At 54.8% G+C, this 21,869-nt stretch carries 23 protein-coding genes and 1 pseudogene; 10 read left to right on the top strand and 14 right to left on the bottom strand.

The window, feature by feature from the left end; all coding sequences use genetic code 11:
* The first annotated feature begins 262 nt into the window (after positions 1-262).
* From MHI24_RS21945 to glpX, 3 genes are read left to right on the top strand one after another with little or no spacing between them, the layout of a single operon-like run.
* On the top strand, positions 263-907 hold the full coding sequence (locus MHI24_RS21945; RefSeq protein ID WP_340021644.1) for a helix-turn-helix transcriptional regulator: 645 nt from the start codon (positions 263-265) through the stop codon (positions 905-907).
* 18 nt (positions 908-925) lie between these two features.
* On the top strand, positions 926-1,726 hold the full coding sequence (locus MHI24_RS21940) for a pyruvate, water dikinase regulatory protein (protein ID WP_340021643.1): 801 nt from the start codon (positions 926-928) through the stop codon (positions 1,724-1,726).
* Positions 1,727-1,751: 25 nt separating this feature from the next.
* Positions 1,752-2,747 (top strand): class II fructose-bisphosphatase, encoded by a 996-nt coding sequence (glpX, locus tag MHI24_RS21935; protein ID WP_340021642.1) that lies wholly within the window; start codon positions 1,752-1,754, stop codon positions 2,745-2,747.
* A gap of 1,042 nt (positions 2,748-3,789) precedes the next feature.
* Here glpX and MHI24_RS21930 read toward each other — a convergent pair.
* Positions 3,790-4,284 (bottom strand): annotated as a pseudogene (locus MHI24_RS21930) (general stress protein); the annotation flags it as partial.
* A 327-nt stretch (positions 4,285-4,611) separates the two neighbouring features.
* On the opposite strand from MHI24_RS21930, the gene MHI24_RS21925 reads away from it, so the two are divergent.
* The 4 genes from MHI24_RS21925 (at position 4,612) to MHI24_RS21910 (ending at position 8,114) form a co-directional block, all read left to right on the top strand.
* Entirely contained in the window at positions 4,612-4,923 is a 312-nt protein-coding gene (locus MHI24_RS21925; RefSeq protein ID WP_340021641.1) for a (2Fe-2S) ferredoxin domain-containing protein, read from the top strand.
* A 167-nt stretch (positions 4,924-5,090) separates the two neighbouring features.
* Positions 5,091-5,933, top strand: coding sequence for an AraC family transcriptional regulator (locus MHI24_RS21920; RefSeq protein WP_340021640.1), 843 nt, complete (start codon positions 5,091-5,093; stop codon positions 5,931-5,933).
* Between the two features lie 97 nt (positions 5,934-6,030).
* Positions 6,031-7,020: an aldo/keto reductase gene (locus MHI24_RS21915; RefSeq protein WP_340021639.1), complete on the top strand. Its 990-nt coding sequence runs from the start codon at positions 6,031-6,033 to the stop codon at positions 7,018-7,020.
* 185 nt (positions 7,021-7,205) lie between these two features.
* A complete protein-coding gene (locus tag MHI24_RS21910) occupies positions 7,206-8,114 on the top strand; it encodes an aldo/keto reductase (protein WP_340021638.1) in 909 nt (302 codons plus the stop codon).
* A 48-nt stretch (positions 8,115-8,162) separates the two neighbouring features.
* Here MHI24_RS21910 and MHI24_RS21905 read toward each other — a convergent pair whose 3' ends face one another.
* The 5 genes from MHI24_RS21905 to MHI24_RS21885 all read right to left on the bottom strand — a co-directional run bounded on the left by MHI24_RS21905 (position 8,163) and on the right by MHI24_RS21885 (position 12,022).
* Positions 8,163-8,456 (bottom strand): hypothetical protein, encoded by a 294-nt coding sequence (locus tag MHI24_RS21905; RefSeq protein ID WP_340021637.1) that lies wholly within the window; start codon positions 8,454-8,456, stop codon positions 8,163-8,165.
* A gap of 14 nt (positions 8,457-8,470) precedes the next feature.
* A complete protein-coding gene (locus MHI24_RS21900; RefSeq protein WP_340021636.1) occupies positions 8,471-9,202 on the bottom strand; it encodes a ZIP family metal transporter in 732 nt (243 codons plus the stop codon).
* A 96-nt stretch (positions 9,203-9,298) separates the two neighbouring features.
* Complete coding sequence (gene msrA, locus MHI24_RS21895) at positions 9,299-10,276, bottom strand: peptide-methionine (S)-S-oxide reductase MsrA (protein ID WP_340021635.1); 978 nt, start codon at positions 10,274-10,276, stop codon at positions 9,299-9,301.
* A 31-nt stretch (positions 10,277-10,307) separates the two neighbouring features.
* Positions 10,308-11,105, bottom strand: coding sequence for a hypothetical protein (locus MHI24_RS21890; protein ID WP_340021634.1), 798 nt, complete (start codon positions 11,103-11,105; stop codon positions 10,308-10,310).
* Positions 11,102-12,022 (bottom strand): ABC transporter ATP-binding protein, encoded by a 921-nt coding sequence (locus MHI24_RS21885; RefSeq protein ID WP_340021633.1) that lies wholly within the window; start codon positions 12,020-12,022, stop codon positions 11,102-11,104. Before MHI24_RS21885 ends, MHI24_RS21890 begins: the two co-directional genes overlap by 4 nt.
* A gap of 160 nt (positions 12,023-12,182) precedes the next feature.
* Here MHI24_RS21885 and MHI24_RS21880 point away from each other — a divergent pair, with 160 nt between their 5' ends.
* Together MHI24_RS21880 and MHI24_RS21875 are read left to right on the top strand one after the other, a co-directional pair.
* Positions 12,183-12,917, top strand: coding sequence for a LytTR family DNA-binding domain-containing protein (locus tag MHI24_RS21880; protein WP_340021632.1), 735 nt, complete (start codon positions 12,183-12,185; stop codon positions 12,915-12,917).
* Positions 12,914-14,221, top strand: coding sequence for an ATP-binding protein (locus MHI24_RS21875; RefSeq protein WP_340021631.1), 1,308 nt, complete (start codon positions 12,914-12,916; stop codon positions 14,219-14,221). Before MHI24_RS21880 ends, MHI24_RS21875 begins: the two co-directional genes overlap by 4 nt.
* Before the next feature lie 28 nt (positions 14,222-14,249).
* Here MHI24_RS21875 and MHI24_RS21870 read toward each other — a convergent pair whose 3' ends face one another.
* From MHI24_RS21870 to MHI24_RS21860, 3 genes are read right to left on the bottom strand one after another with little or no spacing between them, the layout of a single operon-like run.
* A complete protein-coding gene (locus MHI24_RS21870) occupies positions 14,250-14,612 on the bottom strand; it encodes a hypothetical protein (RefSeq protein WP_340021630.1) in 363 nt (120 codons plus the stop codon).
* Positions 14,599-14,775: a hypothetical protein gene (locus tag MHI24_RS21865; protein ID WP_238652358.1), complete on the bottom strand. Its 177-nt coding sequence runs from the start codon at positions 14,773-14,775 to the stop codon at positions 14,599-14,601. Before MHI24_RS21865 ends, MHI24_RS21870 begins: the two co-directional genes overlap by 14 nt.
* A complete protein-coding gene (locus tag MHI24_RS21860; RefSeq protein ID WP_340021629.1) occupies positions 14,772-15,026 on the bottom strand; it encodes a hypothetical protein in 255 nt (84 codons plus the stop codon). Before MHI24_RS21860 ends, MHI24_RS21865 begins: the two co-directional genes overlap by 4 nt.
* A 376-nt stretch (positions 15,027-15,402) precedes the next feature.
* Between MHI24_RS21860 and MHI24_RS21855 the strand changes: the two genes are divergently transcribed.
* Positions 15,403-15,636, top strand: coding sequence for a hypothetical protein (locus MHI24_RS21855; RefSeq protein ID WP_340021628.1), 234 nt, complete (start codon positions 15,403-15,405; stop codon positions 15,634-15,636).
* A gap of 532 nt (positions 15,637-16,168) precedes the next feature.
* On the opposite strand, the gene groL is transcribed toward MHI24_RS21855, so the two are convergent.
* The 5 genes from groL to tatA form a co-directional block, all read right to left on the bottom strand.
* Complete coding sequence (gene groL / locus MHI24_RS21850; RefSeq protein ID WP_340021627.1) at positions 16,169-17,800, bottom strand: chaperonin GroEL; 1,632 nt, start codon at positions 17,798-17,800, stop codon at positions 16,169-16,171.
* Between the two features lie 83 nt (positions 17,801-17,883).
* Entirely contained in the window at positions 17,884-18,165 is a 282-nt protein-coding gene (gene groES / locus MHI24_RS21845) for a co-chaperone GroES (RefSeq protein ID WP_238652329.1), read from the bottom strand.
* Positions 18,166-18,425: 260 nt separating this feature from the next.
* Positions 18,426-19,328 (bottom strand): LysR family transcriptional regulator, encoded by a 903-nt coding sequence (locus MHI24_RS21840; protein WP_340021625.1) that lies wholly within the window; start codon positions 19,326-19,328, stop codon positions 18,426-18,428.
* A 1,362-nt stretch (positions 19,329-20,690) separates the two neighbouring features.
* On the bottom strand, positions 20,691-21,479 hold the full coding sequence (gene tatC / locus MHI24_RS21835; protein ID WP_340021624.1) for a twin-arginine translocase subunit TatC: 789 nt from the start codon (positions 21,477-21,479) through the stop codon (positions 20,691-20,693).
* An 85-nt stretch (positions 21,480-21,564) separates the two neighbouring features.
* On the bottom strand, positions 21,565-21,807 hold the full coding sequence (gene tatA / locus MHI24_RS21830; protein ID WP_340021623.1) for a twin-arginine translocase TatA/TatE family subunit: 243 nt from the start codon (positions 21,805-21,807) through the stop codon (positions 21,565-21,567).
* Between the last annotated feature and the right edge of the window lie 62 nt (positions 21,808-21,869).

Below are 21,869 nucleotides of genomic sequence, written 5' to 3'. Positions count from 1 at the left end.
TCACAATCCGGCGGCAATTCCCCGTTAATGAGCCTGTTCTGCTCCCTTATTAATGCCAGCTTCATTGGCGAAACCTATTTTAGTGAATATATATGACGTACTATATATTGCATTTAAGATTATTATTGCGTATTATATAAGAAAGTTAGGAAGTAATATTGTAAATAGGACGTCCAATTGAAAGGGGGAATCGGCGAACGGTGCTCCTTTTCCAACAAGGAATGCTGTATCTATAACGTAAACCCGAAAGTGGAGGAAAACTGTGATCGAACTGACAGCCCGGCAATTGCAAATTATTGAGATTGTGAAAAAAAGAGCGCCGATTACAGGCGACCAGATCGCAGAGAGCCTGGGCCTCAGCCGGCCGACCATCCGGGGGGACCTGTCCATCCTGGTTATGCTCGAATATATCGATGCGAAGCCGAAGGTCGGCTACTTCCCCGGCAGCAAGGCCGCCGCACGCCATAACAGCCGGGGTCTGCTCCAGGATACCAAGGTCAGCGACATTCAGAGCATCCCGGTCATTATCCGCGAGAATACGACGATTCAGGATGCTGTCGTCACCCTGTTTCTGCAGGATGTCGGTACGCTGATTATCTGCGGCAGCGACGGCAGGCTGACCGGCGTCGCCTCGCGCAAGGACTTCCTGAAGGTCACGCTCGGCAATCCGGGAGCGGTTACCATGCCAGTTAGCATGGTCATGACCCGCCAGCCCAAGGTAGTGACCGTGTCGCCTGATGATACGGTGCTTGATGCCGCACAGCGTATGATTTATCACGAGGTGGACAGTCTGCCGGTGGTTGTTCCCGGCAGCGGGGAAGGGTCCGCCCCCGGACTGGACGTAGTCGGACGATTGACCAAGACTTCCATCGTGAAGCTTCTTCTGGAGCTTGAAGCCAAAGGATAACGGAGGAATCGATAGAGCATGGAGCCATCCACCCATTTCATTACGATATGCTCGGATTCGATTGGAGATACGGCGGAAGCTGTCGTGCAGGCCGTGATACACCAATTTCAGAATCAGCGTGTCACCATCAGAAGATACGGCAACGTCAGACATGAAGATGAACTTCGCAAGTTAATGGAAGAAGCCGCTCAGCATCAGGGCTTCGTAGCGTACACGCTCGTTCAGCCTGAGCTGCGGGAGATGATCCGCGAGGAGGCGGTCCGCCTCGATCTGCGGATTGTGGACATTATGGGGCCGATGATGCAGGCCTTCATTGATACCTTCGATGATGCCCCCGAGGCCCGCCCGGGACTGCTGCATCAGCTGGACGAGGATTACTTCCGGCGGATGGAGGCCATTGAATTCACCGTTGCCTGCGATGACGGGCGCGACCTTGGTGCAATGCTGAAGGCGGACATCGTCCTGCTCGGCATGTCACGCACCTCGAAGACCCCGCTTAGCATCTTCCTTGCCCACCGGGGCAAGAAGGTTGTGAATTATCCGGTCGTTCCGGAGGTAGGCCCGCCGCAGCAGCTCCTCAGCCTGCCTGCGGGCCGGATCATCGGGCTGACCATGAAGCCTGAATATATGCTGAAGATCCGCTCCGAGCGGCTGAGAATGCTGGGTCTACCCACAGGCTCACAGTATGCCAGCCTGGAGCGCATTACAGAAGAGATGGAATATGCGGCAGCCCTGTTCACGAAGCTGGGTTGTCCCGTTATTGATATTACGGATAAGGCTATTGAAGAGACCGCAGGCATTATTATGGGTTACATCTAACCGGACGAAACTGGAGGGAAGCTTTATGGAACGTGAATTGGCACTGGAAATTGTACGGGTCACTGAACTGGGCGCCTTATCCTCAGCCCGCTGGATCGGCCGGGGTGACAAACATGCGGCAGATGAAGCGGCCACCACCGCAATCCGTTCCATGTTCGATTCCGTCTCCATTGACGGGACCGTGGTCATCGGCGAAGGTGAAATGGACGAGGCGCCGATGCTCTACATCGGCGAACGGGTCGGGACCCGCAACGGACCTTCCGTCGATGTGGCGGTGGACCCGCTGGAAGGAACTGAAGTGGTCGCCTGCGGGCTGCATAATGCCCAGTCTGTCATCGCCATTGCCGACAGGGGCAGCCTCCTCCATGCTCCCGATATCTATATGGAGAAGCTGGCCTGCGGGCCGGAGCTGGCCGGCAGGCTCAGCCTTGATGATCCGGCTGAAGCTACGCTGCGCAAGGCCGCGCGGATTACGGGCAAGGCGCTCTCCGAGCTGACGGTGATGGTGCTGGACCGTAAGCGCCATGAGCGGCTGATCGCCATTCTGCGCGAAGCCGGAGTACGCATCAAGCTGCTCGGCCATGGCGATGTGGCCGGGGCAATTGCCGCCGCGCTGCCGGACAGCGACGTCGATCTGTACATGGGCTCCGGCGGGGCACCGGAGGGCGTACTGGCTGCCGCCGCCCTGCGCTGCCTGGGCGGGGAGCTTCAGGGCCGGCTGCTGCCCGAAGGCCAGCTGGAGCTGCAGCGCTGCCTGCAAATGGGCCTGGACCATCCGGCACGGGTGCTGACCATGGAGGACATGGTCGGCACCGGCGATGTGATCTTCGCCGCGACCGGCGTCACCTCCGGCGAATTTCTCAACGGCGTCCGCTTCATCGGCAAGGAACGCGCCGAGACCCATTCCGTGATCATGCGGGCGCAGAGCCGAACCATCCGTTACATCCGCAGCATTCATTTCCTGCCCGGCAAGGAAATCCCGCAGGTGGCTGCGGCCAGGCCGGATGCGGCTTGGATGTAAGCCGGATGCTGGCTCCATGTAGACCGGAGGGCTCGATGTAGGCTGGAGGCTGGCTCCATGATGGCTGGACACTGGCTCCATGATGGCCGGACACTGGCTCCATGCTGCAGGTCATGCTTTAGGTCATAATAGCGGCCTAGGTGCAGCATCCACCCTGTACGACTAGCAAGTGGATAAACGTATCTTAATTTGGGCGTTTTGGAGTCTTTGAGAGGATTAAGTGGATAAACGTATCTTAATTTCCGGCATTTCCTCTATGCTGATTAATTGGCAGCCTAATAAGTGCTGTTTTTCCAACCAATTCCTGGCGAGGGGTCCTACGCTCATAAGCAAGTGTAGAAAATCCAACTATTTCCACCGGCCATAGGCAGGAACACGTATAAGCACCGCCCATTGCCGCAGGAAATGGAATGGCTTCAGGCTGCCACTGCCATAGCCGCAGGCACCGCGACGACAGCCCCTGCCCCGTGCTGCACCCAGCAGCTGAAGCCGACTTTTCAAAGCTCCTCACATTTTGCGGTTGGGCACAGTCTCCTGTACAGCGGAAAAAAGAAGGGTTTCGCGAAGTCCGGTGGACTTCCGCGAAACCCTTCTTGTATTCACCAATAGGATAGCTTCCCTTGCAGGAAACAAGTGCAGTGATCAAGCCTTAACGGCTGCGGCTGGGGTCTCTCAGCAGTTCATCACGGCTGTCCGCCTTCATTTCACCACTTCTGCCGTCCCGCGCTGCATCCCCGCGTCTGAGGGTATCCTGGTCCTGCGCTTCTTCCAGCTCACTCAGCCTGCGGGTTTGTGCATGGTCCGGTGTCCGGTCCATGCCATTCTTAGTGCCGGAATACACATCTCCGGTCATTCCCGGCCGGTTCATATCCTCTACCGCTTTTCTCTCCGGAAGATCATGCTCCGTAGCCGAATTCATGGTATCCAGCCCTGTATCATGTCTGCCTTCAAGACCTGAGCCGTTGAATGCCGCATCTACGGCATCGGTGGCCGAATGGCGCGGGGCATCCGCAGCATCCTGTGCGGTAACGGAATTGTCAATATAGCGGTCGGCATTCGCCGAGTTATGGTTGCGGAATACCGCATATACATCATTTTCCCGCGTGTTATCTGCATCGACCATGACCAGAATGCGGCCTTCATCTACATAATTATCATAGCTTGCTGCCTCATCCTCAGGGATACCCAGCCCGATCAGTCCGCCGACCAGACCGCCGGTTCCGGCTCCTACCGCAACGCCTGTTAAGGTTGCCGCAATCGGTCCCGCTGCGATAATCGGCCCGATGCCCGGAATCGCCAGAGCGCCGATACCTGCCAGCAGTCCGGTCACCCCGCCGAGAATCCCGCCGGTTGCCGCTCCTGAGGCCAGCCCCTCGGGTGCCTTCGTTCCTGTCTCCTCGTTAATCGCTTCGGCATCTTGTCTATTTCTCGCTATCACTGAGATATCCTCTGTCAGAAACCCGTGCGCCTTCAAGTCTTCAATGGCCTGAGAAGCTTCATGCTCGGTATAGAATACACCTACAATTTTCTTATTCATAACGATTCCCTCCTGGTAGCTGTTTTGTAGTTATGCTTAACTTTCACACCCCTTACTTAACCACACAGCCCTCCGCGAAACTGCTCTATCCTCAACTTTACCGCGGTTCCGCAAATTAATTTCTGAAACAGGAAATTTACGGTACGGACACATTTTCCACACATTCACGGACGGAAGGGCAGCTTAGATGACACCGAATTCCCCGTGTGACGGCAGTTATTAAGCCTTTGGGAACATTGCGCCAGCCGCGTTACCACGCCGCCCAAAAGGAGCTATACTCCTCGTAAGAACAGTAAACCATTCTAATTCTAATCAGGGGGAAACACGATGAATATGCGTCTGAAAGTACTGAAGAAGCATCTGCTCTTCTGCTGCAGCGAGCACTGCAATAATCAGGAGGTGGAGGAGGTCATGCAGGAATTCAAGGAGCAGATGGTCGAGCAGGGCATCAACAAGACGGTCAAAATCAACAAAACCAGCTGCCTCGGCTTATGCGGCAACGGGCCTTTTGTCATCGTGTATCCTGACGGGATCTGGTATTACAATGTAACGGTAGATGATGTGGCGCGGATCGTGGAGGAGCATCTGGTGAACGGACAGCCGGTAGAAGAGCTGGTTATGCTTAAAATGGACGCCTGATCCCTGGAATCCCGGCCCTCTGCGTGCAGATCATATCCTCCTTAGTCCCTCCCCTTCCCGGGCTGGGACTATTTGCGGTTACCCGGCCTTGCCTCTTCTGCGGTATAATGGAAGTATGCGCGTTCATTACGGAGTACCATTATCCTTCAGGAAATGAGGCTACGACTATGGCTCTATTCAAATATAACGCCCATCGTCCCCACCGGGCCAATCCTGACCTGTATCTGCATTACTGGGGCCAGGAGCAGTGTGTACCCGGCCATTCGTTCGGACCCGGAGTGCGAAGCCTGTACAAAATCCACTTCGTTCACGCCGGAACCGGCCAGGTCACCGTCGGGGAAGCCACCCATACGCTGGTCGCCGGACAGGCCTTCCTCACTTACCCGCATGTGGTGACACATTATGCCGCTGACCAGGACGACCCTTGGCTGTATTCCTGGATTGCTTTTACCGGGGAGGAGGCGGCCTATCTGTTGTCACGGACGTCACTAACCCCGGAGCAGCCGGTGTTCCCGATGGACGAGGTGCTGATGCCCTCACTGTCGGCCCGGTTATCGGAAACGGGCAGCAGCGGGGAGCTGCTGGATCTGCCGCTGAAGGTGGTGCTCTATGAATTCTTCTCCCTGCTGCTGCGCACAGTACCGGCTGCGGATAGCCCGGCCCCGCGCAGCAGAAGCGTCTATGTCGAGCAATGCCTGCATTACCTTCAAGCCCACTACGCCGAGAATGTGACTATGGAGAGCCTGTCCGCTTCCCTGAAGCTGGACCGCAAATATATGTCGGCGCTGTTCAAGCGGACAATCGGCATGCCTCCGCAGCAATATCTGCTCCAATTCCGCATGTCCAAGGCCTGCGAGCTGCTGACGGAGACCGGCTGCACCATCGGGGAAATCTCGCAGTCGGTGGGGTATCAGGATGCCTTGCTCTTTTCCCGGATGTTCAAGAAGGTCAAGGGCTGCTCACCCAAGGAATACCGGCTCCGCCATACAGATACAGACATTGTGCTATAAAAATCATCCATGCTGACATACGATTGAAAGCGTTTGTCCGCTACAATTAGGGAGGATGAAGTCTGCATAACTAACTCAAACTTAGGAGGAATCCAGAATGTATATCGCCAGTCCTGAACGCTATGACACGATGAAATATAACCGCACCGGACGCAGCGGCCTGCTGCTCCCGGCCATCTCCCTCGGGCTGTGGCACAAATTCGGCGGCAATGATGTGTACGAGAACGGCCGTGCGATGGTCCGCCGGGCCTTTGACCTGGGGATCACCCACTTCGACCTGGCCAATAACTACGGCCCGCCTGCCGGCTCTGCGGAAGAGAGCTTCGGCCGGATGCTGAAGACGGACCTCGCGCCCTACCGCGATGAGCTGATTATCTCCAGCAAAGCCGGATACTACATGTGGCCCGGCCCTTACGGCGAATGGGGCTCCAGGAAGTATCTGGTGTCCAGCCTGGATCAGAGCCTGAAGCGGCTGGGGCTGGATTATGTCGATATCTTCTACCACCACCGCCCGGACCCGAACACACCGCTGGAAGAGACGATGTCCGCCCTCGATTTCCTGGTCCGCCAGGGCAAGGCGCTGTACGTCGGCATCTCGAACTACAAGCCGGAGGAAGCGCGGGAAGCGGCACAGATTCTCCGCCGCCTCGGCACCCCGTGCCTGATCCATCAGCCGAACTATTCGATGATGTCGCGCTGGATCGAGGACGGGCTGCAGGATGTGCTCGAAGAGGAAGGCATCGGCACCATCGCCTTCTCCCCGCTGCAGAAGGGCATCCTGACCGACCGTTACCTGAACGGCATCGCCGCCGATTCCCGTGCCGCCGGACCCAGCGTGTTCCTCTCCGAGAAGGAGCTTACGCCTGAGGTGCTGGCCAAGGTCGGCAAGCTGAATGAGATTGCGGCTGCGCGCGGACAGAAGATGTCGCAGCTCGCCTTGTCCTGGGTGCTGCGCGGAGGCAGAGTAACCTCTGCCCTGATCGGCGCAAGCAAGGTCAGCCAGATCGAAGATGCGGTGGCTTCGCTGAATGCGCCGGAGCTGAGCGCGGAAGAGCTGGAGCAGATTGAGAGCATTCTGCGCGGCTAAGCAGCCGGGCACGGTCAGAGACCGGACCTGATGAAGACGGCAATTCTGCCCATCCCTCAACTTGGAGGGTGGTGCAGGATTGCTGTTTTTGCGTCTGGAGAGGCCAAGAATTCCCGCTGCAAAGTGCCCCCGGACCGCCTGAATGCTATAATAGACACACTATTGTCATGAGAGGAGATCATCCGATGAAGACCAACCGTTTGGGAGCATCCGATCTATATGTAAGTGCTATGGGCCTTGGCTGCATGTCGCTAGGGACGGAAGAAGTACAGGCAGCCGCCATTATCCATGAAGCGCTGGAGCAGGGAGTGAACTTCCTGGACACCGCCGACCTCTATGATGAGGGGCGCAATGAGGAGATCATCGGCAAGGCCATCCGGCACCGCCGGTCAGAGGTCATTCTGGCCACCAAGGTAGGCAACCGCAGAATTCCCGGCCGGGAGGGCTGGGTGTGGGATGCGTCCAAGACCTATATCCGTTCGGCGGTGAAGGAGAGTCTGCGCAGGCTGCAGACCGATTATATCGATCTGTATCAGCTGCACGGAGGAACACTGGAGGACAATATCGATGAGACTATTGAGGCCTTCGAGGAACTGAAGCAGGAGGGAGTCATCCGGTATTACGGCATCTCTTCGATCCGGCCGAATGTCATCCGCGAATATGTACAGCGCTCCGGCATTGTCAGCGTCATGAGCCAATACAGCATTCTTGACCGCCGCCCGGAGGAGAGCACGCTTCCACTGCTGGCCCGCGAAGGAATCAGCCTGATTGCCCGGGGACCGCTGGCCAGCGGCATCCTGACTGAGCATGGCCGCAGCAAGGCGGAGCGGGCGTATCTTGACTATACGGCAGCCGGGCTTCAGGAGCTGCATGAGCGGCTGACGGGTAACGCTGCCCTTACCCGTCCCTTGAATCAGACAGCGCTGCAATATCCGCTGGCCGATCCTGCCGTAGCCGCTGTGATTCCGGGGGCGAGCAGCCTTGCGCAATTGCGGCAGAATATTGCATCAGCCAGCACACCGTCACTCTCTGCGCAAGAGGTTGCCGCGGTACGGGCGAACAGCAAGGCCAACCGGTATACCCTGCACGTCTAGGGTTTATAAGGCAGATTCTCTATGAATTTTATATGAAGGATGATCTGCTTACGCGCGCTTTCTGGCCTTCACGATCCAGGTAATGAGCGCAGCAATGAATACCAGTCCCGTAATGAACCAGGTGAGCAGGAACGCCATGCCCAGGCCGATATTGGCATCCAGCGCCTCCCTCCTGCTCTCCAGGATCAGCATCACGGCAAGCGGCGCTGAGCTTGCGATGAAGAGAACCGTGATGCTATAGCGGGCGAAGGCCGTCCGTTTATGAATGGCCGCGTACAGGCACAAGTATGAAGCAATTAATAAGACGAAGGATAATACAGCTTCCCATTCGAGTCTAACCATCCTGTCACCACTCCTTATCCAAAAAACAATGTAATATACACCATCGCCAGCAGACCAAAGATGAATGAATACGTTGAAGGCCGTTCATAGCCGTGACCATGGCTCTCCGGGATCAGCTCCTTATACACAATGAAGAGCATCGCTCCGGCTGCGAAGGCCAGGCCGTATCCGACCACATTCTGCACATAGCTGGCGGTGAAATACCCGATGACAGCCGACACCATCTCCATCAGGCCGGTCAGAGCTGCTATGATCAGGGCTTTGCGCCGGGTGGCGCGGGCATTCATCAGGAAGACGGCAAGAATCAGTCCTTCCGGCATATTCTGCGCGCCGATGGCAATCGCCACCATGGGACCAAGGCTTGTCTGCTCACTGGCATAGCTGAAGCCTGTGCTCAATCCTTCAGGAATGTTGTGGATGAACAGCGCGACCATCACAAGCAGCGCTTTGGAATCCAGATTGCTGAGGCCGGGCTTGTTCTCGACATCAATATGCGGGATATGGCTCTCGATCAGATCCAGCAGCAGCACGCCGGTAACCAGTCCAAGGGTCAGCGCAATCATGCCCGATTCCCTGATCGCCTGCGGCATCAGCCCGAAGGTGCTGGCCGAGACCATAATTCCGGCGGTAAAAGCCACCAGCACATCCTTCCACAGCTCGGACAGCCGCTTGACGAACAGAATCGGAATCGCGCCCAGCACGGTGGCCATCGCAGAACAAAAACTGCCTAAAAGTGCAGCTGCCAAATCTTCAACCCCTTTTGTAGACAGGACTATAGATCAAGCATATGCTCCCGGCAGCCATAAATATGACCAGGCTTGTATGATGAGTACCAACGGATTCTACTCCCCGGCTTCGCGGTCCAACCGTTCCAAATACCGTTCCAGACCGCTGCCCGCAAGCTCAGCCTTGGGGATAAACCGCAGCGCGGCAGAATTAATCACGTAATAAGGCTTCCCCGCCTCCGGGCCGTCATAGCTTACATACCCCAGATAGGCTCCGCTCAATCTGCTGCGCAGCACGGTCCGCACCTGCCCGCCGCTGTAATCGGCCTCCCGCCGGACCAGCCCCTCCTCCACCGGTCCGGTGAAGCTGGGCCAGCCTGTACCGGAATCGAACTTGTCCGCCGAGCTGAACAGCGGATCACCGCTGATAATATCCGTGTAAATGCCTGGCTCATCATGATCCCAGTACGCATTCTGATACGGAGGCTCCATGCCCTTGTTCTGGGTGACCTCATATTGCTGCTCCGTGAGCTGCTCCCGCAGCCGCTGCTGGTCCTTGCGGCTGTTCCAGTGCAGCGCTGTGAAGTCATCGCGGCCTGAGCCTTTCTGGTACAGCTTGTAATCCAGCGGATGGGTCCGGTAGTAATGCTGATGCTCCGTCTCCGCCGGGTAGAACGGTACAGCCGGCAGGATCTCTGTCACAATCGGCGCTTTGAACCGTTTGCTGGCCTTCAGCTTCTCCTTCGACTCCTCTGCCTTCCTCCGCTGCTCTTCATTATGAACATAGATTGCCGCCGTATAGGAATGCCCCCGGTCCATGAATTGCCCGCCGTTATCGGTCGGATCGATGAGCTGCCAATAGATGTCGAGCAGCCGCTCGTAGGGGAACAGCTCCGGGTTATAGACGATCTGCACCGCCTCGCGGTGCCCGGTGGTCTCCGTCCCCACCTCAGCATAGGTCGGATGCTCTGTATGTCCGCCCGTATATCCCGAGACCACGGATTCGATGCCCGGCAGCTCGTCGAACGGCTTCACCATACACCAGAAGCAGCCCCCGGCGAACGTTGCCAGCGCAAGCTTAGAATCGTTAACCAAGTCTGCCGCCTCCCTGCACGCTTTTCTCCTATTATATATGAAGTTCTGTGTTCTCCAAAATCATCAGCGCAGCACTCACGCAGGCGGCAATCCAGATGGCGGGAATCAGCACCGCACGCATATAATCTCCCGGACCCGAGAGGAGAATCACCTGTGAATGCTCCACATAGATGCCGGAGAAGGTAAGAATCTGCGTCATCAGAGAATGCCCGGAGACCGCACGCAGGAGCGCAGAGGACGAATCCTTGAGATAACCGGACAGCAGCAGGTTGCCGAATATGAAGAAAAAAGCAGCCACCGCCGCCGGGAACGGCCTGCGGAGCAGGAACCCCAGCATCATCACAGCCGCACAGTAGGCGGCAAGATAGAGCAGATTCAAGCCCAATGCCGTCATGCCTGCCGCCAGATCGGCGCCGAAGCTGCCAGGACCTGCCGTCGCTCCGGTTACCAGCGCTGCCCCAAGATAGAACAGCCAGAACAATCCATAGAACTCCAGCAGCCAGACCAGAACGGCCAGCAGCTCCAGAACATATTTTCCGGTAAAATATTGCTTCCGGCTGAGACCGGCAGCAATGATATTCTGCACTGATCCCTGCTCGAAGCCCTCCACGGCGAAGAAGCAGGCATGTAAGGGAACCACCAGATAGAACAGAATGGAGAACGCAGCGGCTGACTTTAGCGGCTCCGCATAGCTGTTTAGCTCATAGCTTCCGCCGTTCCCGGTGATAAAGACCAGCACAAGACTGGCCAGCGCAAACACGGCTGTGACACTCCAGTATGCCTGGTCTTTACGTAATAAATAGATTTCCGCCTGCATAAAGTTCTTCATCTTCCCCGTCCCCCAATCAGATTCAGATAATATTGCTCCAGATTGGGGGCCGTCAGGTTCAGTCCGTCTATCGGAATGCCCCGCTGGACCAGCAGCGGCATCAGCTGCTCCAGACTCACCGCATCACGCGGAAGTTCGACCTCTCCGGCCCCGTTGATACGGACATCTTCGACATGCAGCTCCCGCCTCAGCATGTCCGCCGCCGCAGCCGGATCTGATGTCTTAATACAGATTGCCGCCCGCGCAGACTGCTGCAGCTCGGCAGCCGTAATCTCCTGAATCAGCCTGCCTTGATGTAGGAAGCCGTATTTTCCGGCCAGCAATTGCAGCTCGCTGAGAATATGGCTGGAGATGAGCATCGTCACCCCCTGCTCATGGGCCAGATGCTCCAGGATGCGTCTGACCTCCACAATTCCCGCCGGGTCCAGTCCGTTCACCGGCTCGTCCAGCACCAGGAACTCCGGCCGGTTCAGAAGAGCGACGGCAATTCCCAGCCGCTGCCTCATCCCGAGCGAATATTCCCGGGTCTTTTTGCCGCCCGCTTCATCAAGCCCTACGGTCCGCAGCACCTCAATACTCCGGTCCTGATCCCTGATGCCGAAGATCCGGCTGTAGAAGCCCAGATTCTCCATTGCATTCAAATGCGGGTAGAGCGAAGGCTGCTCAATCAGGAAGCCGATCCGGCGTCTGGCGGCCCTCCAGCCCTCTTTGTGCTGTACTCCGAACAATTCCATGATCCCGGCGGTAGGATGCACAACGCCTCCGATCATTCGCATCAGCGTTGTTTTGCCTGCGCCGTTCTCCCCTACGAACCCGTATACATCGCCCGCTTCAATTCTCATACTGAGCCGGTCCAGGGCATACCCCGAAGCGTATTTCTTCGTTAAGCCCTGAGCCTCAAATACCGTTGCCGTCAAACCAAACCCACTCCTTCTCTTATTCAAATCCGCCTTGACGGCTTAACGGTAACACACCCCGCGCCTCCTGCTGCCGCAGATGTCATAATCACGGGAGATCATGTCGTTTTCAGGGCATTGCCTGTATAATATAGGGATAAATGCAAAACTGGAGGAGCCGATGATTCGTATTGCAGTATGTGATGATGAACCCCGTGCAGCCGGAGAAGCGGAAGTGCTGCTGCTGGAAACGGGACAAAGCCTGAAGGAGCCTGTAGAAGTCTCGGTCTATTATTCGGGAGAACGCTTCGCCCGCGCCCTTGAGGACGGGCAGAGGTTCGATATTATTCTGATGGATATTGAGCTGGGCGGGTTGGACGGCATTGCTGCGGGGCATCTGCTGCGGGCGGATGACGCCAATGATCCGGCACAGCTGATCTTCATTTCCAGCCATGAAGAGTACCATCTCCGGCTGTTCGACCTGCGGCCGTCCGGGTTCATTAAGAAGCCTGTAGACCCGGAGGACTTCAAGCGGAAGTTAACAGGAGCTATACATAAGACGATCCGGACCAGACAGCAGGGGCACACCGGCTTCCTGGCTGTGCAGCTGAAGAACGGGGAGCTGCGGATTCCCCACCGGGATATTCATTATCTGGAGAGCAGCATCAGGCGGATCACAGTGGTGACCAAGCAAGAACGGCTGCAATATTACGGGAAGCTGGGCGAGGCGGCAGGCAAGCTGCCGGACAGCTATTTTGTGCGGATTCATCAGTCCTATATTGTAAACTTCTATTCCATCAGAGCCATCAGCGCCACAAGGATTCTCCTCATCACCGGCTGTGAGCTGCCCGTCAGCGCCAAGTACAGCCAGGCTGTCCGCCAGGCGTATCTGCGCTTCAGGGGGGAGCTTGCTTGAATCCTGTACTTCTGGATGAAATCATCTATCTCGCCGCACTTCCGCTGCTGCCCGCGCTGCTCCATCTGTACTTCAAATGCTTCTTCCGCTTCCGTTCACAATCCCGGCTGAGGCTGGTCATGCTCTACCTTCTGTATATGACCGCCCAGGTACTGCTGCATTACAGCTCACTGCCCGGGCCGATACTGTTGGCCGGCAATGTCGGGCTGATCCTGGGTCTGTCGCTGTTCTATCAGGGCACTCTGACGTGGCGGCTGTGTACGGCCTGCTTCATCTCAGCAGTAATTGTCCTCAGCGATGCTGCGATTCCAATGCGGTACACCGACACCGGCTACAGGCTAAGCCTGCTGCTCTCGAAGCTGCTGATGCTTATGCTGGTCCTGCTGCTGCGCCGCTTCGTCAAAGGGGAGGCACGGGGACAGCTGACCGGATGGCTGTGGTCTGTTCTTTTCCTCTGTCCTGTTATGAGTATTGCTGTGCTGCTTGAGTTATCCGGCCATCTCTTTTTTCAGCGCTACCCGCAATTGTTCCCTGTGGTCCCGGTCCTTCTGCTGGCCATTAACTTGCTGGTCCTGCTCCTCATGGACCGGGCGATGAGCGCCCAGGCTGAACGCAGCCAGCGGCTGCTGCTGGAGCAGCAGAACAGCTATTATGTGAACCAGTATCACCGGAACAAGGAATTCCAGGAGGAAGCACTCCGGTTCCGCCATGACTTCAACCATATCCTGCTTGGCCTGCGTGCCAGAATTCTCAGCGGTGAAGAACCTGCCTCCAGAGCTGAGCTGGACGCTCTGCTGGGCTGGAGCAAGACCTCAGGGGCTTACTGTGACACCGGGAATCCGCTCATCGATTCGATTCTGGATTACAAGCAGCGGGAGGCGGCGGCAGCAGGAATTGCCATGCGCCTGGAGCTGAAGATTCCACCCGGGCTGGTGCTGGATACGGCTGTCATCAGCGTAATTCTGGGCAATGCCCTGGATAATGCGCTGGAAGCGGCAAGCCAGTTGTCCAAGGAGGGAGGGAGCGAACGGTACATCGCGGTACATATGCATTACCTGAACGACAGCTTGTTCATACGCGTTCAGAATCCTTATTCCGGGACCATACGCCAAGGCCCGCGCGGCGAGCTTCTCACCACCAAAGACGATAAGCGTAACCACGGCATCGGGCTGCAGAATATCCGCCAGACGACGCTGCGCGCAGGCGGACTGTTTAATCTATTTTACAGCGGCGGTCTGTTTGAGCTGGAGCTGGTGCTTTTTGAGATAGACAGAGATTGCGGGGTATTCCTGCCGGGCGGCTGATGTAACGGGGGATGCTGGAGCCTATGGCCTATTTGAGCTTCTTCCGGTCTGAACGGTCCTTGCTCCTATGGTTGGCATCCCATAATTCCTTGTGCATCCAGCCCGCGCAGACCAGCACTACAAGCGTCAGCACCAGCACATATTCGCGCAGGATGCCCGACAAGCTGCCTTCGATATTGTAGCCGAGGACAATATTCAGCCTACCCCATAAAAGATTGAGGCACAGCAGCGCTACGGCGCCGTAGGTAAGCCACACGCTCCGCAGATACAGATTATAGGTACGCAGGGGGCCCCGGCCAATGAAATACTTGGCGTAGCGGATAACATAAGCGGTAAAAGCAATCAGGGCAATCAGCTCCAGTGTGATCAGAACCAGGTCAATAATGTCCATGCAGATCATCTCCCCTTCTACCTAGACCGGTGCGGTGCAGATCAATAAGTTTCTCAAGATCATTGGATTCATACGCTTCCTGAATTTTGCCCAAGGTCTCTATTTCCCGTTTGACCCGGCTGGGCTTCAGCTCGTGTTTTCGGAAGATATCGAGGAGCTTCACTTGTTGACGACCTCCTCATCATTGGATTTTCTGTCCGCCGTGCCTCTCTCGATCAGCAGCTTCACGAGCGTACGATTATATTCGCTAAGCTGCCTCTCATTCTCCTCATCCCGCTTCTGGTAATTCTGAATAACCTTCTCTTTATTCGCGATTTGCTTGACACTCCATATTAAGGCAGTAGATAACAGAACATTCAGCACGACTGAACCGTTATTGTCAACGAAGAGGCCAGTCAATGCACTGAAATCCATCTGTATCCCCCCATTTCATCATGTAATCGGAACGGTTCCACGCCTTCACCCCTGTCCACATTTTGGTCACCCCTGTCCACTCCCACAGAACCACCCTCAAGGTAATCTACTCTATCACATGTGATTTTGATTGGGTGGCGCAGTATATTGTTAAAGTACAGGAGATAAACATATTTTTTTCGTTGTTATACGAAGAAATGGCCCGTCAAAACAAAAAACGCTACCATCAAGCTCAATCGTACAAGAAAGAGCCTATTCTGTGTGCCCGCCTGCAGCCGTATCCATTCATTCCATTATCGGGTATAATTGTTTATAAGTTAAGATCGCGAAAGCGAACCGATTTCGCAACATATTTTTGATAAAGGAGTGGTTCTCCATGTCAATGGCACGTAAACTCCATCCTCATATTGCAAAAGACTTAAGAAAGTTTTTATCCGAAAACAATATTTCCACCAAGAAGCTTGTCATAGATATTGAAGCAGAAACCATTGAGGACTATGATGATTACTCAGTCGATGACATTTTAAGTGTGGCTGGAATTCTGAAGCCTGGAGAAGCGCAAGAATTATTAGACCACATTCAGGAGTCGCGGGAGGGCTGGGGAAAGTGACTCACACCCACTCCGGATATTTATTCGATTCAAACATCGTCATAGCCATTCTGGACAACGATTATGCCGCCGTTAACTTAGCTCTACAAGCTTAAGAAGAAAAACGGCGAATATTCTTTTCGACGATTACTGAATGTGAAGTACTGAGCGGCGTCAAACACAATCAGTTCTTAATCGCAGAAAGGTTATTCTCCCCTCGGCATATGATTCCTGTCGATTCTACTGTCTCAAGAAAAGCCGCTTCCATGCAAAGCGAGCAGAGAAGTAAGGGGCGGAAAATAAAAACTCCTGATGCGCTCATTATTGCAACTGCCTTAACAGCTGATTTGATACTGGTTTCTCGCGATTCAGACATGAATTTTGTAACGAACGAGTATGGGATGACTTTGTTGAAAATATAGGATAAAACAGAAGGCACCTTGGAGTGATTCATCACTCTAAGGTGCCTTCATTTTACACTATGCAGGGCATACGCGGGGAGGAAGTCTCCCCACCAGCCAATTCCTTACTTAAAGCAAGGATTCCTGCTGTCTTACATCATGCCGCCCATTCCGCCCATGCCGCCCATATCCGGCATAGCGCCGGCTTTTTCCGGCTCAGGCTTGTCAGCGATCACCGCTTCGGTAGTCAGGAACATAGCAGCTACGGAAGCTGCGTTCTGCAGCGCGGAGCGTGTTACCTTCGCAGGGTCAACGATTCCGGCTTCGAACATGTTCACCCATTCGCCGGTAGCAGCGTTGTAGCCAATGCCTACGGCTTCTTTCTTCAGGCGGTCCACGATGACGGAGCCTTCTTCACCGGCATTTGCTGCAATGGTGCGGATTGGCTCTTCCAGAGCGCGGAGAACAATGTTCACGCCTGTTTTCTCGTCGCCGGTTACTTCTACACCAGCAACAGCGTTATATACGTTCACAAGGGCTGTACCCCCACCGGATACGATACCTTCTTCAACCGCAGCGCGGGTTGCGTTCAGGGCATCTTCGATGCGGAGCTTGCGCTCTTTAAGTTCTGTTTCAGTAGCAGCGCCGACTTTGACAACGGCTACGCCGCCAGCCAGTTTAGCCAGACGCTCCTGCAGTTTTTCTTTGTCGAATTCGGAAGTGGTTTCTTCCAGCTGAGCACGGATTTGGCTGACGCGTGCATTGATGTCCGCTTTGTCGCCGCTGCCGTCTACAATGGTAGTGTTCTCTTTGGTTACGCGTACTTGACGTGCGTTACCCAGCTGCTCGATGGAAGTGCTCTTCAGATCAAGACCCAGCTTCTCAGTGATCACTTGGCCGCCTGTCAGGGCAGCAATATCCTGCAGCATTGCTTCACGGCGGTCACCGAAGCCAGGAGCTTTCACGGCAACAGCGTTGAAGGTTCCGCGCAGCTTGTTCACGATCAGCATGGCTTGAGCTTCGCCTTCGATATCTTCAGCGATGATGACCAGCGGACGGGCCTGCTGTACGATTTTTTCAAGCAATGGCAGGATTTCCTGAGTGCTGCTGATCTTCTTGTCAGTGATCAGGATGTACGGGTTCTCCAGTACAGCTTCCATTTTGTCAGTATCAGTGATCATATAAGGGGAGATATAACCACGGTCGAACTGCATACCTTCCACCACTTCAAGCTCTGTCAGGAAGCCGCGGGATTCTTCAACAGTGATAACACCGTCTTTGCCCACTTTTTCCATAGCTTCTGCGATCAGTTGGCCCACTTCATCGTCAGCAGCGGAGATTGCCGCAACCTGCGCAATGGATTGGGAATCCTCGATCGGCTTAGCAATCTTCTGCAGTTCAGCAACAGCTGTCTTCACCGCTTTGTCGATCCCTTTGCGGATCACCATAGGGTTAGCGCCTGCGGTTACGTTCTTCAGACCTTCGCGGATCATAGCCTGAGCCAGAACCGTTGCAGTTGTAGTACCGTCACCGGCTACATCGTTGGTTTTGGTAGCTACTTCTTTGACGAGCTGTGCGCCCATGTTCTCGAAGGCATCTTCGAGTTCGATTTCCTTGGCGATGGTTACACCGTCATTGGTGATCAGCGGGCTGCCGAATTTCTTCTCCAGCACCACGTTGCGGCCTTTTGGACCCAGTGTCACTTTTACTGCATTTGCCAAAGCATCAACCCCGCGGAGCATCGAGCGGCGGGCATCTTCACTGAACTTAATTTCTTTTGCCATTGTGTATTAACCTCCTAAAAGTGTGGTTATCGCAATATCATCGTAAGTAATTGGTGTTCTGGCTTATAAGCGGCTTCTCTGAATTAGTCAAGAATCGCGTGGATGTCGCTTTCTTTCATAATCAGATATTCTTTGCCTTCGTATTTGATTTCAGTGCCGGCATATTTCGAGAAAAGCACACGGTCGCCTTCTTTAACTTCCAGCGCTACACGGACTCCGTCTTTCAGTGCTCCGCTGCCTACAGCGATAACAGTGCCTTCCTGCGGTTTCTCTTTGGAAGAGTCCGGAAGCACGATCCCGAAAGAAGTGGTTTCCTGCTGCTCGCTTGGTTGTACCAAAACGCGTTCACCCAGTGGTTTAATCATGAAAAAATAGCCTCCTTTGAAATTATGTTGTTTGCCTTGAAAACATAAATTGAGCTGCGGGAAAACGGCACGGCAAAACGGCATCTCTGCCGGACCCGAAGGGGAATTTTCCGCCCATTTTCCTTTTTTTGTGCAGCGTTAGCACTCAACCCTCTGTAGTGCTAACAACAATGTTTATGATACTCAACTTGAAGGCGGATTTCAAGTCCTTTTACGTAAATTCGCATTTGTTTTTTGGCAAAATTATGGTTTCAGGCAAATTATGCCCCCGCTGTCACGCTTATCGTCCCCTTGCCCTGGCGGTTCAGGATAGAGGTATCCTCCAGACTGATTCTGATAAACTCCCTGGCTAGTGCAGGAAGCTCCTCCTTGCTGTTCCAGGCAAACACAATATCCTGCGGGATGGCAGGCTTAAGCGGAAGCACAGATAGCTTCGGAATCCGGCGGGAGATATAAAAATCAGGCAGGATAGAGATTCCCAGCTCCTCTTTAACCATCGCCTGGATCGTGTAGATGTCCTTAACCTCTATCCGTACATGGATACATGAATACCGGGATAAGAGCTTCCTCTGCAGATCCGAATCCCCGGGCATGATGAAGCCCTGCTCTCCGAGCTCCTCCAGGCTAAGGGAGTCTGCTTGGGCCAGCGGGTGCTCCTCCGGCAGAATGACAACCATCTCGCCTGTAATCAGTGGTACAGTGCATAGTCCGGGATCCGGAAACATGGTAACGCCTATATCAATAATTCCGCTGGTGATCCAATCATTGATTTCCTCCGAATCGCCCTCGAACAGGACAAGCTCCGCCTTGGGAAAAGATTGCCTAAACGACGCCTCAAGCGCCGGTAAAAACCGGCAGGCTATATCCGGTGCAGCACCGATCCGCACATTACCGGTCTGCAGCTCTGCCGCCGCAAGCGCCTCTTCTTTCATGATCCGTTCTGTACGGAGAATCAGCTCTGCATGCTTCAGCATGCGTTCCCCGTCCCGGGTCAGGGCGATGCCCTGACGGCTGCGGTTGAACAATAAGATACCCAGCTCCTTTTCAAGACTCTGAATCATCTGCGACACGGCAGATTGGGTGAACGCAAGACTCTCGGCAGCCTTCGTGAAGCTGTTGAACTTAGCGGTTGCTGCAAATACCTGTAATTGGACTATAGTCACGGGCTACCTCCTTATGGCAGGTTGTGGTTCTGACAGGTCTATTAGCAATTGCTTATCCTGGCATTACAAAGCTTAATTTCCCGGTGTGCTGAAGCGGGGGCTATACTCAGAGTTGTTCACTTGCACCAGGGAAGGAGTCCTCTATCGATGAAAAAAATACGCCAATCTCTAAGCTTCATGCGAGCTTATGATTCTGCTGTGTGGATCCAGTTCACCGGCACAGTGCTCAGTGCGCTGACGATGTTCATGATCCGGCCTTTTTTGGTATTGTACCTGAATGACCGGATGGACGGTGCCGTACTGCTGCCCATTCTTATTGTAACACTTCAGCCTCTGTGCGGAATGGCCGCCGGAATAGGCGGAGGAACCTGGAGTGACCGCTTCGGCCGCAAGCCGGTACTCATAGTATCCATGCTGCTGCAGACAGTATCCATGGCGGGATATGCCATTGCAGACAGCATTGTCTTGTTTGCCCTGGCTTCAGTGGTGAACGGTGTCGGCTCTGCTTTGTTTGAGCCTGCCGCCAGCGCCCTGGTATCCGACGTAGTGAAGCAGGAGCAACGGGCAGAGGTATACGCACTGCTTCACATGGCATTTAATGTCGGGGCAGCCATCGGCCCTGCGCTCGGACTGATGCTTTTTACGTGGAATGTACATCTCGTATTCTGGCTGGCCGCGCTGTTCCTGGGCCTATATTCGCTGCTGCTCTGGACTCGCCTGAGAATTGTAGCGCCTCCAGCCTCCCGTAAGAGTAACCCATGCAGCGCTCCAGGCAGACTGCCCCTATTCAAAAGCAAGGAAATGCGGATCATTCTTCTATTAACCCTGTGTTATCTGCCGCTTGGATTTCTGTACGCCCAGGTGAGCTCGACATTGCCTTTTCATCTGCAGACCCAATTCCGCAATTATAAGGCTGTACTTACACTGCTGTTAACCTTCAACGGGATCACCGTTATTGTACTCCAGCTATGGATTGCCAGAGCGACAGCACGCTTTCCCGCCTACAAGATGCTAGGCATCGCCTATGTGCTGTTTGGAGTGACCGCGTTAGGTTACGGATTTGCTCCATCGCTTGTATTGCTTCTTGCCGCTGAGCTGATGTTCTCTGTTGGCGAGATGCTGCACGGCCCGCACATCCGCAAGGCAATCTCCGACATTGCTCCGGCAGAGCAGCTCGGATATGTCTTCGCTGTCTTTGGACTCGGGGCGCAGCTATCCAGAACCCTGGGACCGCTGGTTGGCGGCATTATCCTCAATCAGTGGGGAGGAAGCATGCTTTTCTCTATCCTGATGCTCGCACTTCTGGGTGTCGGCGGCGGGCAATTCCAGCTAATGAAACAGATACTCCGCCCGCCAGAGCAGCTAAGATTTGGGGTCCATCACATACCGCGCTTCCCGCTTAGCGTCCTCCGCCAATTGCCTGCGGTACACGAACGAGGACAGAAAGACACTGAATTCATACAGCACCAGCAGCGGAATTGTCACCAGGAAGTCGGAGATGAAATCCGGCGGCGTAATGACCACGGCAATGAACACCAGCGCAAAATAAGCATACCGGCGCATCCGGCGCAGGCGCAGTGGGTTCAGCACCCTAAGCTTGGTCAGGAACATCACGAGCAGCGGCAGCTCGAAGAGCAGGGCCAGCGGAATGACCAGACTGAACAGGAAGTTGAAATATTCGGCGATGCCGTAGGTCTCCTCCAGCCCCATATTCCGCGTAATCGAGATGGTGAAGGATAAGGCCATCGGGAACACTATGTAATAGGCAAAAGCGATGCCCAGGATAAACAGAATGAACACATAAGGCACATAACGCAGGGCAGCGCTCCGCTCTGCCGGACGCAGGCCGGGACTGATGAACGCCCAAAGCTGGTACGCGATGAACGGCACGGAGAATACCAGCGAGACCGCCATCGCGATCTTCATATACATCCCAATGCCATCCCAGAAGGAGAAGGCGTGCAGGATGAAGCCTTGCGCATGATCAGCACTGATCAGATACAGGTAGATCGGTTTGGCCGCGAATAAGCCCAGTACAAGCCCGGCTACGAACATGACCAGCACGTAGATGACCCGCCTGCGCAGCTCGGTCAGATGATCGACCAGGGACATTTCCTCCGCTTCCTTCGCTTCCTTCGCTTCAAGAGACATGACTGCCACCACCTCTACAATTTAAAAGGGCGCCGTCCCGGTCTGTATAACTGGGAAGGACGCCCCTGCATGGGTCAAAAAATGATTATTCCGGCAGACGGCGGTCTTGCGGAAGCTCTGCTGCTGCGGTCTTAGGAGCCGGAGCCGCAGGGGCTTCGCTCCGCTTGGCCGGTTCCGGGTCATTGATGATCTCGCGCGCCCCGTCCTTGAATTCGCGGAAGGTGCGCCCGACAGCCCGCCCAAGCTCAGGAAGCTTGTTAGGTCCGAAGAGCAGCAGTGCCAAGATGACCAGCAGTATAATTCCGGGTGCGCCAATACCATTTAACATTCCGGTTTCCTCCCATCCCATTGTCCGTTCATAATTTCGCCAGGCGATATACCAATAATACC

Origin of the sequence: Paenibacillus sp. FSL K6-1096 (assembly GCF_037977055.1) — a bacterium.
Lineage (GTDB): Bacteria > Bacillota > Bacilli > Paenibacillales > Paenibacillaceae > Paenibacillus_AQ.
The sequence above is the reverse complement of the archived record's forward strand: the minus strand, read 5'-3'. Positions and strand labels throughout refer to the sequence as shown.